This is a genomic window from Campylobacter sp. RM6914, assembly GCF_004803835.1.
Classification (GTDB): domain Bacteria; phylum Campylobacterota; class Campylobacteria; order Campylobacterales; family Campylobacteraceae; genus Campylobacter_A; species Campylobacter_A californiensis.
On sequence record NZ_CP012545.1, the window covers coordinates 202557 to 217824 of the forward strand.

The 15268-nt window shown below is 36.5% G+C and carries 16 protein-coding genes; all 16 read left to right on the forward strand.

The features are described from left to right. Nucleotides 1-5: 5 nt before the first annotated feature. Nucleotides 6-674 (forward strand): sulfite exporter TauE/SafE family protein, encoded by a 669-nt coding sequence (locus CCAL_RS01065; protein ID WP_170015214.1) that lies wholly within the window; start codon nt 6-8, stop codon nt 672-674. Next, entirely contained in the window at nt 667-1896 is a 1230-nt protein-coding gene (locus CCAL_RS01070; protein WP_170015212.1) for a PAS domain-containing sensor histidine kinase, read from the forward strand. The genes CCAL_RS01065 and CCAL_RS01070 overlap by 8 nt, the downstream gene beginning before the upstream one ends. Next, entirely contained in the window at nt 1889-2569 is a 681-nt protein-coding gene (locus tag CCAL_RS01075; RefSeq protein WP_169937619.1) for a response regulator transcription factor, read from the forward strand. The genes CCAL_RS01070 and CCAL_RS01075 overlap by 8 nt, the downstream gene beginning before the upstream one ends. A 113-nt stretch (nt 2570-2682) precedes the next feature. Continuing rightward, nucleotides 2683-4173, forward strand: coding sequence for a cytochrome-c oxidase, cbb3-type subunit I (ccoN, locus tag CCAL_RS01080; RefSeq protein ID WP_169937617.1), 1491 nt, complete (start codon nt 2683-2685; stop codon nt 4171-4173). Then, nucleotides 4166-4831: a cytochrome-c oxidase, cbb3-type subunit II gene (ccoO, locus tag CCAL_RS01085; protein ID WP_169971932.1), complete on the forward strand. Its 666-nt coding sequence runs from the start codon at nt 4166-4168 to the stop codon at nt 4829-4831. Before ccoN ends, ccoO begins: the two co-directional genes overlap by 8 nt. A 13-nt stretch (nt 4832-4844) precedes the next feature. Continuing rightward, the gene (locus CCAL_RS01090; protein WP_169937613.1) at nt 4845-5042 is read left to right on the forward strand and encodes a cytochrome c oxidase, cbb3-type, CcoQ subunit; all 198 of its coding nucleotides are present in this window, start codon (nt 4845-4847) and stop codon (nt 5040-5042) included. 12 nt (nt 5043-5054) lie between these two features. Next, the gene (locus CCAL_RS01095) at nt 5055-5921 is read left to right on the forward strand and encodes a cbb3-type cytochrome c oxidase N-terminal domain-containing protein (protein WP_169937611.1); all 867 of its coding nucleotides are present in this window, start codon (nt 5055-5057) and stop codon (nt 5919-5921) included. Continuing rightward, the gene (locus tag CCAL_RS01100) at nt 5921-6133 is read left to right on the forward strand and encodes a DUF4006 family protein (RefSeq protein ID WP_169971930.1); all 213 of its coding nucleotides are present in this window, start codon (nt 5921-5923) and stop codon (nt 6131-6133) included. Before CCAL_RS01095 ends, CCAL_RS01100 begins: the two co-directional genes overlap by 1 nt. Before the next feature lie 145 nt (nt 6134-6278). Further along, entirely contained in the window at nt 6279-6824 is a 546-nt protein-coding gene (locus CCAL_RS01105) for a hypothetical protein (RefSeq protein WP_169937608.1), read from the forward strand. Further along, complete coding sequence (locus tag CCAL_RS01110) at nt 6781-7302, forward strand: FixH family protein (RefSeq protein ID WP_169971928.1); 522 nt, start codon at nt 6781-6783, stop codon at nt 7300-7302. The genes CCAL_RS01105 and CCAL_RS01110 overlap by 44 nt, the downstream gene beginning before the upstream one ends. Then, nucleotides 7299-9650, forward strand: coding sequence for a RecB family exonuclease (locus CCAL_RS01115; protein WP_170015210.1), 2352 nt, complete (start codon nt 7299-7301; stop codon nt 9648-9650). The genes CCAL_RS01110 and CCAL_RS01115 overlap by 4 nt, the downstream gene beginning before the upstream one ends. Beyond that, nucleotides 9602-12391 carry a RecB-like helicase gene (locus CCAL_RS01120; protein ID WP_170015208.1) on the forward strand — a complete coding sequence of 930 codons (2790 nt, stop codon included), beginning with the start codon at nt 9602-9604 and terminating at the stop codon, nt 12389-12391. Before CCAL_RS01115 ends, CCAL_RS01120 begins: the two co-directional genes overlap by 49 nt. A 76-nt stretch (nt 12392-12467) precedes the next feature. Next, nucleotides 12468-12893 (forward strand): 50S ribosomal protein L13, encoded by a 426-nt coding sequence (rplM, locus tag CCAL_RS01125; protein WP_169937600.1) that lies wholly within the window; start codon nt 12468-12470, stop codon nt 12891-12893. A 2-nt stretch (nt 12894-12895) separates the two neighbouring features. Continuing rightward, entirely contained in the window at nt 12896-13285 is a 390-nt protein-coding gene (rpsI, locus tag CCAL_RS01130) for a 30S ribosomal protein S9 (RefSeq protein WP_169937598.1), read from the forward strand. A 248-nt stretch (nt 13286-13533) separates the two neighbouring features. Further along, on the forward strand, nt 13534-14553 hold the full coding sequence (locus CCAL_RS01135) for an OmpA family protein (protein ID WP_170015206.1): 1020 nt from the start codon (nt 13534-13536) through the stop codon (nt 14551-14553). A gap of 55 nt (nt 14554-14608) precedes the next feature. Continuing rightward, nucleotides 14609-15259 (forward strand): HAD family hydrolase, encoded by a 651-nt coding sequence (locus CCAL_RS01140; protein WP_170015204.1) that lies wholly within the window; start codon nt 14609-14611, stop codon nt 15257-15259. Nucleotides 15260-15268 lie beyond the last annotated feature (9 nt).

The following is a 15268-nucleotide window of genomic DNA, read 5'->3' on the forward strand; positions in this document are numbered from 1 at the left end:
TTTAGATGGATTTTGCCACTGTTGTAAGTATAGTAAGCGTTGCTTTTTTAAGCAGTTTTAGCCACTGCATAGGCATGTGTGGTGGCTTTTTGGGTTTGCAAGCCTTTTTTTTAAAAGACAAAACACAAAAACAAACACTCTTTTTTACTACTTTATACCACTTAGCTAGAATTTTTGCCTATGTTCTCATCGGTACTGTTTTTGGAGCATTTGGCGGGATCTTTGTTATAAGCGGAACTTCGCGTGCATTTTTGTTTTTTATGATAGGATTTTTTCTTGTTTTTATAGGCGTTGCGCTTTGGGTAAGGGGGGATTTATTAAAATTTATAGAAAACGATAAAATATCTAAATTCGTAACCAAAAATGCTTTTAAACTTAGCAAAAAACATGGAATTTTAAATTTTGTCGCACTCGGTTTTTTAAACGGTTTGCTTCCTTGTGGAGTGGTTTATTATTTTGCTGCAATGGCGATCGCATCATCTTCTGTAGTTAATGGTGCTCTTATAATGCTACTTTTTGGTTTGTCTACACTTCCTGTTATGGTGGGGTTTGTTACATTTTTTAATCTCATTAATGAAACTTTTAAGCAAATAATGTTTAAAATATCACTTATAATCGTAATTTTAAATGGAATTTATCTCACTTTTTTAGGATATATGGCAAATAATGGATAATGTAAAGGCTAGGTTTAAGCAGTATCAAAATGCTGTTGAAGAGAGCAATATCGTCTCAAAAACCGACATAAATGGTATTATTACTTTTGTAAATGATGAATTTTGCAAGATTAGTGAATACACTCGTGAAGAGCTTATCGGCAAAAATCACAACATCGTTCGTCATCCTGATGTGCCAAAAGAGAGTTTTAGGCGACTTTGGAGCACGATACTTGATAAAAAAGTCTATAAAACCATAGCTAAAAATTTAACTAAAAGCGGTAAGGTCGTATATCTAAACACGACTATCATCCCTATATTAAATTTAAAGGGTGATATAGAGGAATTTCTAGCGATCCGGCATGACGTCACAAAGGTTATCGAGTTAAATGAGCAACTTTTAAAGACGCAAGACGAGCTTGAAATTTTAAATTCAGAACTTGAAGAGCGCGCAAGAAAGAAGACTGCCGAGTTAAGAGCTTTAAATGAAAATTTGCAAGACATTATAAAGTCTGAAGTCGCTAAAAATGAAGAGCAAACAAAGCTTTTAGTCATCCAGTCAAGATTTGCCAGCATGGGAGAGATGATAGCAAACATAGCTCACCAGTGGCGACAGCCTTTAAATGAACTTAGTATCGCGTTGTTTAAAATGAAAAAAACCGCAAACAACAGTGATGAAGAATTTGAAAATTCATACAGGCGATGTAAAAATATCATAAAAAATATGTCAAATACGATAGAAGACTTTAGAGGTTTTTTTGCTGTAGATAAAGAAGCTAAGAAATTTCACATCTCATCTTCGGTGCATGACTCTATCTTTATGCTCCAAGGTGCGATAGAAAGAGAAGAGATAGCTCTTAAGTTAAATATCATAAACGATGTTGAAATTTACGGACATAAAAGACAGCTTGATCAGGTTGTGATAAATTTATTAAACAACGCAAAAGATGCTTTGATAGAAAGAAAGGTTGAAGATAAGACAATAACGGTCGAGGTTTTACTTGAAGAAAATTTTGGTGTTTTAAAAATTTCAGACAATGCAGGCGGGATAGACGAGCATGTTAAGGACAAGATCTTTGAGCCTTATTTCACCACTAAGCATTCCTCTAGTGGTACCGGCATAGGTCTTTATATGTCAAAACTTATAATAGATAGAGCAAATGGCGAGATAACAGCGGAAAACACCGCAAGTGGAGCCTGTTTTATAGTGAGATTACCAATACAAGGAGAATTTGATGAGTAAAATTTTAGAAAATTTAATGATCTTGATAGTTGAGGATGAAAACGAAGTTAGAAAGCTCATGCAAGATGTTATGACGGGCGAATTTGCCAATGTTATAACCGCACAAAACGGCGACGAGGGACTTAAAAAATTTAAAAAGTATAATCCCGACATTGTTGTAACCGATATTGCTATGCCTATTAGCGATGGACTTGAAATGGCAATGCATATAAAAGAAATTTCAAAAGATACGCCGGTAGTCGTGCTTAGTGCTTATAGTGAAAAAGAGAGACTTCTTAAGGCTATAGATGTCGGCGTGGATAAATACATCATGAAGCCTATCGATATGGACGAGTTTTTAACCACTCTTGAGCATGTAGCAAAAAGCAAGATAGAAACTACAAACATTATCGAAGTTGCAAAAGGTTACACATTTAACAAAACCAAGAGAGTTTTGATAAAAGACGGAGTTGAAATTCCGCTTACAAAAAAAGAGTTGGCATTTATTTCGTTGCTGATAAAACGCCTTGGTGCACTTGTGTTACACGACGAGATCAAAAACGTAGTTTGGGTTGGAGAGAGTGTTTCTGAAGCCGCGATTAGAACATTTGTTAAACGCGTAAGAGATAAAGTGGGAAATGATTTTGTTAAAAATATACCTGGTCTTGGATATAAAATAGACGTAAATTTATAATTTAGCTTTAATATAAATAAAATTGTAGCATTTAAGTTTTTTCATATAAATAATATTTTAAAATAACGTTTATTATATTATTCATTAATATAAAATTAACAAGGAGGCATTTAATGCGACCAGGTCAAATGTTGAGCTATGACTATACCGTAGCTAAACTTTTCATGTTTTCCACGATACTTTTCGGTATAGTGGGTATGTTAATTGGCGTTATAATAGCGTTTCAAATGGCATATCCGGATCTGAACTATATCGCCGGAGAATACTCGACTTTCGGCAGACTAAGACCGCTTCATACAAATGGCGTAGTCTTTGGTTTTTTACTTTCCGGAATTTTTTCAACGTGGTATTATATCGGACAGCGCGTTTTGAAAGTTTCGATGAGCGAGTCGCCATTTTTGATGTTTATAGGTAAACTTCATTTTTGGCTTTACATGATACTTATTGCCGCTGCCGTCGTTTCGCTTTGGGCAGGCGTTAGCACAGCAAAAGAGTATGCCGAACTTGAATGGCCGCTAGATATAGGCGTTGTTTTGGTTTGGGTTTTGTGGGGGATTAGTATATTTGGCCTTATAGGAATTCGCCGCGAGAAGACGCTTTATATATCTATCTGGTATTATATAGCAACATTTTTGGGCGTTGCCATGCTCTATCTGTTTAACAACATGGAAGTTCCTACACGTCTTATTTCAGGACACGGCTCATGGTTGCACTCTGTTTCTATGTATGCCGGATCAAACGATGCTTTAGTTCAATGGTGGTATGGACACAATGCTGTTGCGTTTATCTTTACTGTTGCCATTATTGCTCAAATTTATTACTTCTTGCCAAAAGAGAGCGGTCAGCCGATATTTTCGTATAAATTATCGCTATTTTCTTTCTGGGGACTTATGTTTATCTATCTTTGGGCGGGTGGACACCATCTTATTTATACAACAGTGCCTGACTGGATGCAGACGATGGGCTCGATCTTCTCGGTCGTTCTTATACTTCCGTCTTGGGGTTCTGCGATAAACATTCTTTTAACAATGAAAGGCGAGTGGGTTCAACTTCGTGAAAATCCTCTAATTAAATTTATGATCCTAGCTTCGACATTTTACATGTTCTCGACGCTTGAAGGTCCGATCCTTTCTATCAAGTCTGTAAATGCCCTAGCTCACTACACTGACTGGATACCTGGGCACGTTCATGACGGCGCACTTGGCTGGATAGGCTTTATGATAATGGCTGCTATGTATCACATGACGCCGAGATTTTTCAAACGTGAAATTTACTCAAAGTCTATCATGGAAGCACAATTTTGGATACAAACAACCGGTATCGTGCTTTATTTCGCATCAATGTGGATAGCAGGTATTACTCAAGGTATGATGTGGAGAGCAACTGATCAATACGGCAACCTTCTTTACTCGTTTATCGATACTGTTGTCGTGCTTATACCATACTACTGGATAAGAGCCATCGGCGGTCTTTTGTATCTGATAGGCTTTTTCATGTTTGCTTATAATATTTATAAATCAATGTCGGCACCGACTATATCGGCAGAGCCTAAGAACGCATCTCCGATGGGCGGACGCTTAAACGTGGAGGTGTCAAATGTTTAGTTGGTTAGAGAAAAATCCATTCTTCTTTGCAGTCGGTGTTTTTATCGTTATCGCTTATGCCGGTATAGTAGAAATTTTACCTGACTTTGCAAATCGTGCAAGACCGTTAGATACCGCAAAACCTTATACGGTTTTACAACTTGCCGGTAAAAATATCTACATGCAAGATGGCTGTAATACTTGTCATACGCAAATGATTCGTCCGTTTAAAAGCGAAACTGACAGATACGGTATGTATTCTATAAGTGGCGAATACGCTTATGATCGTCCACACCTTTGGGGTTCAAAAAGAACAGGTCCTGACCTTTGGAGGGTTGGTAACTACAGAACAAGCGACTGGCATGAAAATCACATGAAAGATCCAACGTCTGTTGTACCAGGCTCTATAATGCCTGCATATACGCATATGTTTAAAAAAGCAGCCGATATAAAAACTGCTTATGCAGAGGCGCTAACTGTTCAAAAGGTATTTAATGCACCTTATAATATGCCTGATATGCCAAAACTAGGTAGTTGGGAAGAGACGCAAAAAGATGTTTTAGCTGAAGCTGGCATGATAGTTGATCAAATGAGAGATGAAGAGATCAAAAAAGCTTTTGCAAACGGCGAAATTCGTGAAATAGTTGCTCTTATAGCCTACCTAAATAGTTTAAAATAAAAAGGCTTATGCTATGGATATGCAAACTATTAGAGAGTTACAGGCTTACGGCTTTTTCTTCTTTACGGTTTTTTTGGTGTTGATTTTATACGGGTATTGTTACCATTTGTATAAATCAGAAAAAACTGGCAGAAGAAACTATGAAAAATACTCGAATTTAGCTTTAGACGATGATCCTAGCAGTAATGTTTTAGAGAAAAAACAAGAGTAAAAGGGGACTTAGATGGAGTGGTTTAATCTAGAAGATAATATAAATTTATTATCGCTCATCGGTGCGTTAGCGATAATTGTATTAACTGTTTTTGTAGCAGGTAAATACATAAAACAAATGCGAGAGGAAAAGGACGCAAACGCTGAGCTTAGCGAGCATGTGTGGGACGGTATCGGTGAGTATAAAAACCCCGTTCCTATCGGCTGGGCGGTTATGTTTGTGCTTACTTTAGTTTGGGCGATATGGTATTTTTTAGCGGGTTATCCGTTAAATTCGTATTCACAAATCGGCGAATACAACCAAGAGGTAAAAACCCTAAATGAGAAATTTAAGCAAGAGCATGCAAACCTTGATACAAACACATTAAAAGATATGGGCAGTGGAATTTATCTTGTTCAATGCTCCGCATGTCACGGTATCACGGGCGACGGTATCTCGGGCAAGGCAGCTGATCTTAGCGTTTGGGGAAGCGAAGAGGGAATTTACGAAGCTATAGTTAAAGGCTCTAAAGGTCTTGGCTATCCTGGCGGAGATATGCCTGCAGGTCTTGGCGGAGACGAAGCTAATTCAAAGGCTATCGCGGCCTATGTTGCTAAAGAAATTTCAGGTATCAAGTCCAGCAAAAATGAAAATTTAGTAGCCCAAGGTAAAGAGCTTTATGTTTCTTGTGCGGCTTGTCACGGCGATGACGGCAAAGGCATGGATGGAGTCTTCCCTGACCTTACTAAATACGGAACAAGCGAATTTGTGGTCGAGGTTTTAAACAAAGGCAAAAAAGGCGATATCGGCGAGATGCCTAAATTTGACGACAGTAGGCTTAATGAAATTCAACAAAAAGCTGTCGGCGAATACATACTCTCGCTTTCAAGGGGTAAATAATGGAAAACACTAATAGATCGGTATTTGCGCTAAGCGGTATCACGGGTATGCTTATAGCGGTTGTTTTGTTGCTTTCGATTGTGGGTGTTTTGACCTATTTTGGTATCTTGGCTCAGCAAGATGTTGCAAATAAGCCATATAAGCTTGAAAATCCGAGCCAGATACAAATGAAAAGCGTCGATAACGCAAAACATATGGTTATAAAGGAGTAGTTATGTCAGGCATATTAGAAAAGGCGATCATAGTTTTAACTATCGTTGCCGGCGCGATTTGCGCATGGTCGGTTTTAACTGCTAACCATCTTTTCGTAGGATGAAAATCTTAAATTTACAGGGCGTTTTATGCGCCCTTTTGTTTATGCAAATTTCTTTATTTGCTCAAAATTTTGTTATCAAAAATGATCAAATTTTAAGCGATATGGTTGTTCAAAAGATAGAAATTATCGGCACGGAACTCAAACAAAAAAGTGGAGTTTCGCTTTTTTTGGCGGCTTATGAAACCTTTGGCGAAAGAGGAATTTATGATGAGTTTAGGAGCTTAAATTTAAAGCCCCCTTACGCTGTTTTGATACTTGGTAAAAACGAACACAAGGTTGAAATTTATGCCGATGAAGAGACTTTAAAGCTTTTTGATAAGGAGAGAATTTTAAGTCCGTATCCCGAGCGTGGCACCATACTTCCTATCCTGACTTCAAAAAACGGTAAAGATATTTTTAATGCCGCTTTGCTTAACGGATATGCCGATATAGCCGAAGGTATCGCAGCTTCACAAAACATAACGCTTGAAAACAGCATAGGCAATGCAAACAAAACTACTCTAAATTTCATACGCCTCCTTGTTTATGGCTCGATGGCGTTTGTTGTGGTATTTATCATTTATAGAAAGAGAGCAAAACGTGGATAAAAGCAAAAAGACATTTTGGCCTTATGCGATAGTTTTAAGTATCATAGGCTGCGTTATAGCGTGCACGGCGACGATTATTATATCGCTTGATTATCCCGTTGAGATGGATAATTACTACTTTGAAAGACATCAAAATATAAATAGCAATATCAATGAAATACTGGCATCACAAAAGGAATTTAAAGCCAAATTTGACGTTAGTTTTAACGATACAAACAAAAGTATGTCGCGTGCCGAGCCGCTAAATATAATACTTACTCCAAAAACAGCGCAAATTCCACAGCTTAAATACGATCTTTTGCTAACCAGACCGGATACTAACAAGCAAAATATCAATCTTAACGCAACTTATCATAACGGTATTTTAAGCACTCAAGATGTAAAATTCCCAGTGCAAGGTCGCTGGCAACTTATGGCCAAGATTAGCGATTTAAACACAACTGCGTTTTATAAATTTGAATTTTTTGTAGGAAAATGAACACACTTTACGTCTTTACAAGCCTTCGTCAGATCCGTGATTTTAACTTAAAATTTCAAGATTCACTCATACCAAAAGCATACACGATAGATGAATTTGAGCGTTGTGCTACCTTTGTTAAAAACAGAGTGCAGGCTGATAGCACGAAGCTTTTACTTATCATGCGCGAAGCTTGTAAGATGAGTGAGAGGGCACAAAAAAAACTAAACATACCTACTGAATTTTTTGCGTTTTTAAAAAACAACGACTATCTTTTTTCGTTTTACAAAGAGCTTGCAAGCCAGAAAAAAACCATATCTGATATTAAATTTAGCGATATTTATGCCAGCTATGAGGAGCATTTGCAAATTCTTGAAGAGGTGGCTAAAAATTATAAAGAAATTTTGGTTAAAAACTCCCTTTATGACGAGATCACTTTTTGTGATATTTATGAGATGAATGGTGATTTTATCAAGTCGTATGACGAGATCATATGTGAAGTTTCTGGAATTTTAAGTGAAGTAGACTGGGAAATTTTACAAAAATGTTCCAAACTCACGACGCTAAAGATAAGATTTCAAACATCAAAATATAACCAAAAGCTCATTTTGCGTATAGCAAACATCTGCGCTAAAGAGCCGAGTGAATTTGAGCTATATCATAAATTTGAACTAAATTTAAGCACGCTAGAGATAGTAAATCTTGGCAAAACAAAACAAAACAAGCTTGTTTTAACAAGAGCTTTTGAGCATGAAAGTTTGCAGGCTGCATTTGTTTTTGAAAAAATTTCGACGTTTATGAAAGATGGGATTTTGCCACAAAATATTGCCGTGATACTTCCAGATGAAAGTTTTGCACAGACTTTAAGAGCTTTTGATGATAAAAACATGCTTAGCTATGCCATGGGTTTGCCGTTTGAGTATTCGCAGTTTTATGCGGTTTTAAGTGCATTAAATGAGGCGGTAAAGGAGAATTTGGCTTTAAATTTATCTGAGAATTTTTTAAAAGAGCGAGATGATATTGGCGAGATAGAGACATTTTTAAATTTTTCTAACATCAACAAAGTGTTGTTTGAAAAGTTTAAAAATTTATACCCTTTAAGCGTTAAATTTGAAATTTTTAACGAGATTATCTTTGAGATCTCATCGCTTTATCCAAACAAAGATGTTGATAAAATTTTAAGTGAAGAGATGTTTTTTATCTCAAATTTAACAAAAGACGAAGCGTTAAAATTTGCCGAGCTGGTAGAAATTTTGCTCATGAGGCTAAAGGCCAAAAGCATAGATGAAGCACATGGAGGCGAGGTTAGGGCGATTGGTATTTTGGAGAGTCGCGGTCTTAATTTTGACGGAGTAATAATTGTTGATTTTAACGATGACATCGTGCCAAAAAGAAGCGTGAATGAGATGTTTTTAAGCTCAAAAGTCCGTGAAAAAGCAGGGCTTATAAGCTATTATGAACGTGAAAATTTGCAAAGATTTTATTATGAAAGTTTAATTAGCGGCGCTAAAAAAGTTGCGATTAGCTACGTTGTAAACGAGAGTAAAATAGCTTCGAGATTTCTTAGTGAATTTGACTGCGTTTATGATACTAGCTTTGCAAATGATGATTATTTAGGACTGTTTCCTCTCGGACGCATAGCTAAATTTGAGCCGATCAAACTTCAAGTCGGGCATGACTTTTTTGCAGACGAGCTGTCGTTTTCAAGGCTTGATACATTTTTAAGTTGCGCTAGAAAATACTACTATAAATACATTTTACATCTAAACGAGGGCAAAAATTTAGAGTTAAAAAGTCATAGTAAATACGGTAAGATCATACACGACGCACTCTTTAAGTATTACTTGGAATTTAAAGAATTTAAGCTGCAAGAGTTTATGAAATTTATCTCGGACAAAGGGCTTAATCCACTTGAATACAAAATCACCGAGCAAAAATTTAAAATTTTCGAGCAAAATGAGAAAGAAAGAGCTCTGCAAGGCTGGGAGATAAGCGAGCTTGAGTGCGAGAAAAGAGCAGTTTATGAAGGTGTTAAAATTTATGGTCGTATAGATCGTATAGATAAAAAAGATGTGCTTGGAAAAAGTGAGTTTTGTGTGATAGATTATAAGACCGGAGCGGTTCCCAAAGATACTCTTCAGCTTGCGTTTTACCAGGCTTTGCTTGGTGAAAACTCACAGGCATATTTTTATGACTTAAAAGAAAAAATGTCGCTAGATCCAAGCAAAACGGCTGAAATCCCACAACTTAAAGAGGCGCTTGATAAAGCAAAAGAGTATTTTGTAAAAGAGGCAAGTTTTGAGCAAAATATCGGCTCTTCTTGCACATACTGCGCTTACAAGACATTTTGTCTGGGGCAAACATCATGATAGAGCCGTTTTTAGCACTTCAAGCAAGTGCCGGTAGCGGTAAAACATTTGCGCTTAGCGTGCGCTATATCGCGCTTTTATTAAGTGGTGCAAGCGCTAAAAGCATAACCGCCCTTACCTTTACCAAAAAAGCTGCCAGCGAGATGAGCGAACGTATCGTTTCGACATTTTTAAATTTACACAAAGACGAAAAAAGTGCCGAGCTATCGGTTCTTTGCGATATGCTTGAGATGAGCAAAGACGAGGTTTTATCTCGTCGAGATCTTGTTAGCGATGAGTTTTTACAAAGCAACTTAAAGATCACGACATTTGATGCCTTTTTTGGCATGATACTTCGTAGTTTTAGTCTAAATTTGGGACTGAGTCCTGACTTTGAAACCAAAAGCGAGATGTCAAATTTAGCACAAGCTCAATTTATAAAAAATGTTGCTAAAAATGAAAATTTACTAACTTCGTTAGCTATCTATATCGTGCTGTCATCAAAATCTCAAACAAATTTCTTTGAAACGCTTCATATGTTTTATGAGAATTTTGACAGCGTAAAGACAAGCGGTTTCGTTGATTTTAACGCACAAAATGAAGCCCTTGATATAATGTCTGAACTAAAAGAGATCGCCGTAAAAAGGGGAGGTAGTCAAACTGCAATAAAATCCTTTAGCGTAAACAGCGTCGAAGAGATATATGAAAAGTCTTTTTTATCAAGAGAGAGTTTAAAGTATCAAGTCTACTCTAAAATTTACGATGAGGCTATGGACGAGAAATTTGTGAGTTTAAAAGAGGCCCTAAAAAGACATGCCGCTCATCTTGAAAATTTCAAGCTTATCGAGCTAAACGGCTTTTTAGGTGCTTACAAAGAGGCGCTCTTGCAGGCTAACGCAAAGCTAAATATGCTAACGTTTACCGACATCACCAAGCTCACTCACAGGCTTTTAAATTTTAATTTCGATAAAGACATGCTTTATTTTAGACTTGATGAACGCATAACTCATCTTTTGATAGATGAATTTCAAGACACAAACGTTATGCAGTATGAGATCATCTACCCGCTCATCTCCGAAATCGTCGCTGGATACGGACAAAACGGGCTTGGAAGCTTTTTTTACGTAGGAGATGTAAAACAAAGCATTTATCGATTTAGAGGTGGTAAAAAAGAACTTTTTGGTAAAATTTTAAGTGATTTTTCTCAGGTAAAAGAGGAAAAACTTAACACAAACTACCGCAGTGCTAAAAATTTGGTTGAGTTTATAAATGAAACATTTAAAGATAAGATCCAAAACTATACCGCGCAAATCCCACATAGTAGTGAAGACGGGTATATCAAGGTCGTGCAAAGCGATGAGATCCAAGATACTTGCGTGAGCGAAGTAGAAGCGCTTTTAAAAAGTGGCGCAAAGAGTGAAGATATAACGGTGCTTTGTTGGAAAAATGACGATATCAGAAGTATTTGTGAGGCTTTAGAGCAAAAAGGTATCGCCTCAAAAGACGAAGGCGCAATGTTGCTTAAAAATTCCCCTCTTGTTTTTGCTTTTATAAACTACGTCAAATTTTGCCTTTTTGGTGATGAAATTTATCGTTACGGTGCTGAAAGCTTTTTGGGTAAAAATTTAATCAAACTGACGGTTGATTTTAGTAAAACTGCTCAGCAAAGCCTCATCTACCTAGCTAAAAAATCAGCCATAAACATGCAAAATTTAGACATTTTAAAGCTAATTCATCTAAGCGCAAAATCCAAAAATTTGATAAATTTTATCTTTGAATTTGAAAATTCAGATGCTTTAAGTGCGCAAAATAGTACAAACGGCGTTCGGGTAATGACCGTTCATAAGTCAAAAGGGCTTGAATTTGAACACGTAGTGCTTTGCGATAAAACCGGCAAAGGTAGAAGTGAGAGTGGAAATTTCATCTGCGAATACGACGTTAAAAACGGCTATGAGATAATGCTAAAGCTTAAAAATCGCGAATACCTTGATGAGGAGTATGCCAAGATAAAACTCTACTCAAATGAACTTGAGGAAGAGGAGGAGATAAATAAGCTTTATGTTGCCATGACAAGAGCGAAAAGCTCGCTTGTTATTATTAAGAAAATCGGTGCAAATGGCACAAATCCAAGCTATTTTGGTGCTTACACCTCAAATTCTAAAGAGGTTTGTTATCTTGATATACCAGTCCAAGAGATCGGCAAGATAAAAATAAAAAGCAAGCAAATTTCAAGCGAAGATAAGATTGTGAAAAAAATAGAGCTTTTAAGTGTTGCAAAAGAGAAAACGCAGGCTAAAACAGATGATGACGAGAAAAATTTACATGCTATTTATTTTGGTTTAGCGCTTCACTTTTTACTAGAAATGAGTGCTAAATTTAACGAAGATAGTATAGATAAAGCCGATATTTTAATGAGAAATAAATTTAGTAAATTTTTAAGCGAAGATGACTTAAAAGATATTAAAAATAGAGCGTTAATGCTAATTAAAAATGAAAAATTTAAAAGCGCTATCCTTGACGGCGAGCTAAAAAAAGAGCAAGCATTAAGCTATAAAGATGAGCTAAAACAGATAGATTTACTGTGTTTTAAGGCCAATGAAATTTTGATTATCGACTATAAAAGTTCTAAATTTAGTGTAGAAAAAAATATCTCGCAAGTGCAAGAATATATACAGATCCTAAGTGAAATTTATCCTAGCAAACCTGTTAGGGGCATGCTGGTTTATCTTTTAAATGATAAAATCGATATTTTAGAAATTTAAAATATACTTAAATTAAGCTATTTATAAGTTATTTTTAAATAGAATCACGTTTTAATTTATTGGCAAAGGTAAGAAAATGACAAAAATAACAAAGCCAAATGAAGTAAAACGCGACTGGATCGTACTTGATGCGACCGGCAAACGTTTCGGTAGATTACTAACCGAAGTTGCGACACTACTTCGCGGCAAACATAAACCAAGCTATACTCCAAACGTTGATTGCGGTGATTATGTTATCATCATAAACGCTTCAAAAGCTGAATTTACAGGTGCAAACAAGGCTGAGCAAAAGCTATATCACAGACATTCAGGATATTTCGGTAGCGTTAAAAGCGAAAAATTTGGTGATTTATTAGTAAATAACCCTGTTAAGCTTTACAAGTTAGCCGTTCGCGGTATGCTTCCAAAGACAAAACTTGGCAAAGAGATGATTAAAAAATTAAAAGTGTATGAAGGAAGCGAACATCCTCATACTGCACAAATCGCTAAAGAAGGAAAATAATAATGGCAACAGTTTATGCAACAGGAAAAAGAAAAACAGCGATTGCTAAGGTATGGGTAAAAGCTGGTAGCGGAAAAATCATAGTAAACGGAATGGATCTTAACGCTTGGTTAGGTGGCCATGAGGCTATCAAGTTAAAAGTTATTCAGCCACTTCTTGTAACCAAACAAGAGACTTTAATAGATGTTAAAGCCGACACTTTAGGTGGCGGATACTCGGCTCAAGCGGAAGCTTTAAGACACGGAATTTCACGTGCTCTAGCTGCAATGGATGCTGATTTTAGAGCTCTTTTAAAACCAAAAGGACTTCTTACTCGTGACTCAAGAACAGTTGAGAGAAAGAAATTCGGACGTAGAAAAGCTAGACGTAGCCCGCAATTCTCAAAACGTTAATATTTGTTTACGGATCGATTGTTTATACATAATACCAATCGGTCACTCTTTTTGGATTTCGGAATTTATCTCCGAGATCCGCTCTTTTTATTTTTACTCTTTTCTTTTACAAATATGCAAAAATTTATATGTATTAAAACTATCTATTTTGAGCGTTTTATTTAGATTTACATAGAATTTATGCTTTTTTTGCTACAATATAACATCTTTAGAACATAGAGAAAATTTATTCAGGAAAGGAATTCTATATGAAAAAGATTGCTTTAGCTATGGTTGCTGCGACAGCGCTTTTTGCGTCAAACTCAGCATACAACTACGAGGTTACTCCTACTATTGGCGGAGTTCATTCAGAAGGTAACTTGGGCTATAAAAATGATCAAGTTAATGTAGGTATCAAAGCTGCTAGAAACCTTGAGGGTCTATTCTTTGATCAATTCGAGCTAGGAGTTGACTATACTCATAGACTAAAAGAAACTGTAAAAGGTGTTACTAGAACAGGTCATGCTACTAGATATACTGCAAATCTTGTAAAAGACATTTTTGATTTTACAGATAACTTTGGTCTTTATGGTCTTGTTGGCTTAGGATACGAAGATCTATCTAGCAAATTTGTTGATAACGAAGATGGCGGTTTTGGTCAATACGGATTAGGCTTAAGATACCAAGTAACAGATGTATTTGCTCTTAAAGCAGAAGTTCGTGATGCTATCAAATTTGAGCATGCTGATCACAATTTATTCTACACACTTGGCTTTGGTATAGGTCTTGACGCTAAAAATGTAGCACCAGTAGTAGCTGCCGCTCCTGCTATGGCTCCTGCCGCTCCTGTTTCACTTGATGATGACAACGATGGCGTTTTAAATGATGTTGATAAATGCCCTAACACTCCTGCAGGTGTAGTTGTTGACGAGACAGGTTGTGAAAAAGTTATCGTTCTTCGCGATCTTGGCGTAAACTTTGCTTTTGATAGCTATACTGTTAGCCCAACTTATGCAGCAGAGATCAAAAAAGTGGCTGACTTTATGGCTGAAAACCCTGACTACAAAGTAGTTCTTGCAGGTCACACTGATAGCGTAGGAAAAGAAGCTTACAACCAAAAATTATCTGAAAAAAGAGCTAATGCAGTTGCTAAAACTCTTGAGGGTTATGGCGTAAGCGCAGATAAAATTTCAACTCTAGGTTATGGTGAGTTAAGACCAATAGCTGACAACGGCACAAAAGAGGGTCGCGCTCAAAATAGACGCGTTGAAGCTACTTTCAACAAGTAACTAAATATTAGAGTCTTGGAAACAAGACTCTATCTCTCTTTTAAAAGATCAAAATTTGAAAAAAACTGTTTTATTTGACCTTGACGGCACGCTAATCGACTCTACTCCTGCCATACTTGATGGCTTTCGCACTGCTTTTACGACGCAAAGAAAACCAACTCCAAGCGATGAAGCTATAAAAGCACTTGTTGGCTATCCGCTGGACATTATCTTTGCAAGACTTGGTGTTGCCGAGAAGGCGGTGCAAGATTATATAGACATATACAAAGATCGTTACAGGCAAATTTATTTAGAACAAACCACTCTTTTAGAATTCGCAAAAGAGGCCCTGGAACTAGCCAGCAAAAATGCTAATGTTGGCATAGTAACTACAAAAACAACTAAGTACTCCATAAATATACTTGAAAATTTAGGTGTAATGAAATTTATAAAAACAGTAGTTGGGAGAGATGATGTAACTCATCCTAAGCCTGACCCAGAACCTATAAATTTAGCTTTAACTAGACTTGATAAAACTAGTGATGAAGATAGAAAAAACAGCTTCATGGTAGGTGATACGATCATGGATATGCTATCTGCTAAAGGCGCTGATATCAATCCTCTTGGCGTGCTATGCGGATATCAAAATAAAGAGCAGTTGGAAAAACAGACGCAAAATATCTTTAAAAATTCATTTGAAGCGGTCAAATTTCTATCAAATTTATAGACAAAAATA

Excerpts from the sequence above, each read along its gene's own strand:
- CCAL_RS01065 (WP_170015214.1), top strand. The coding sequence starts at position 6 with ATGGATTTTGCCACTGTTGTAAGTATAGTAAGCGTTGCTTTTTTAAGC.
- CCAL_RS01135 (WP_170015206.1), top strand. The coding sequence starts at position 13,534 with ATGAAAAAGATTGCTTTAGCTATGGTTGCTGCGACAGCGCTTTTTGCG.
- CCAL_RS01115 (WP_170015210.1), top strand. The coding sequence starts at position 7,299 with ATGAACACACTTTACGTCTTTACAAGCCTTCGTCAGATCCGTGATTTT.
- CCAL_RS01075 (WP_169937619.1), top strand. The coding sequence starts at position 1,889 with ATGAGTAAAATTTTAGAAAATTTAATGATCTTGATAGTTGAGGATGAA.
- ccoN (WP_169937617.1), top strand. The coding sequence starts at position 2,683 with ATGCGACCAGGTCAAATGTTGAGCTATGACTATACCGTAGCTAAACTT.
- rplM (WP_169937600.1), top strand. The coding sequence starts at position 12,468 with ATGACAAAAATAACAAAGCCAAATGAAGTAAAACGCGACTGGATCGTA.
- CCAL_RS01095 (WP_169937611.1), top strand. The coding sequence starts at position 5,055 with ATGGAGTGGTTTAATCTAGAAGATAATATAAATTTATTATCGCTCATC.
- ccoO (WP_169971932.1), top strand. The coding sequence starts at position 4,166 with ATGTTTAGTTGGTTAGAGAAAAATCCATTCTTCTTTGCAGTCGGTGTT.
- CCAL_RS01070 (WP_170015212.1), top strand. The coding sequence starts at position 667 with ATGGATAATGTAAAGGCTAGGTTTAAGCAGTATCAAAATGCTGTTGAA.
- rpsI (WP_169937598.1), top strand. The coding sequence starts at position 12,896 with ATGGCAACAGTTTATGCAACAGGAAAAAGAAAAACAGCGATTGCTAAG.
- CCAL_RS01090 (WP_169937613.1), top strand. The coding sequence starts at position 4,845 with ATGGATATGCAAACTATTAGAGAGTTACAGGCTTACGGCTTTTTCTTC.
- CCAL_RS01105 (WP_169937608.1), top strand. The coding sequence starts at position 6,279 with ATGCAAATTTCTTTATTTGCTCAAAATTTTGTTATCAAAAATGATCAA.
- CCAL_RS01100 (WP_169971930.1), top strand. The coding sequence starts at position 5,921 with ATGGAAAACACTAATAGATCGGTATTTGCGCTAAGCGGTATCACGGGT.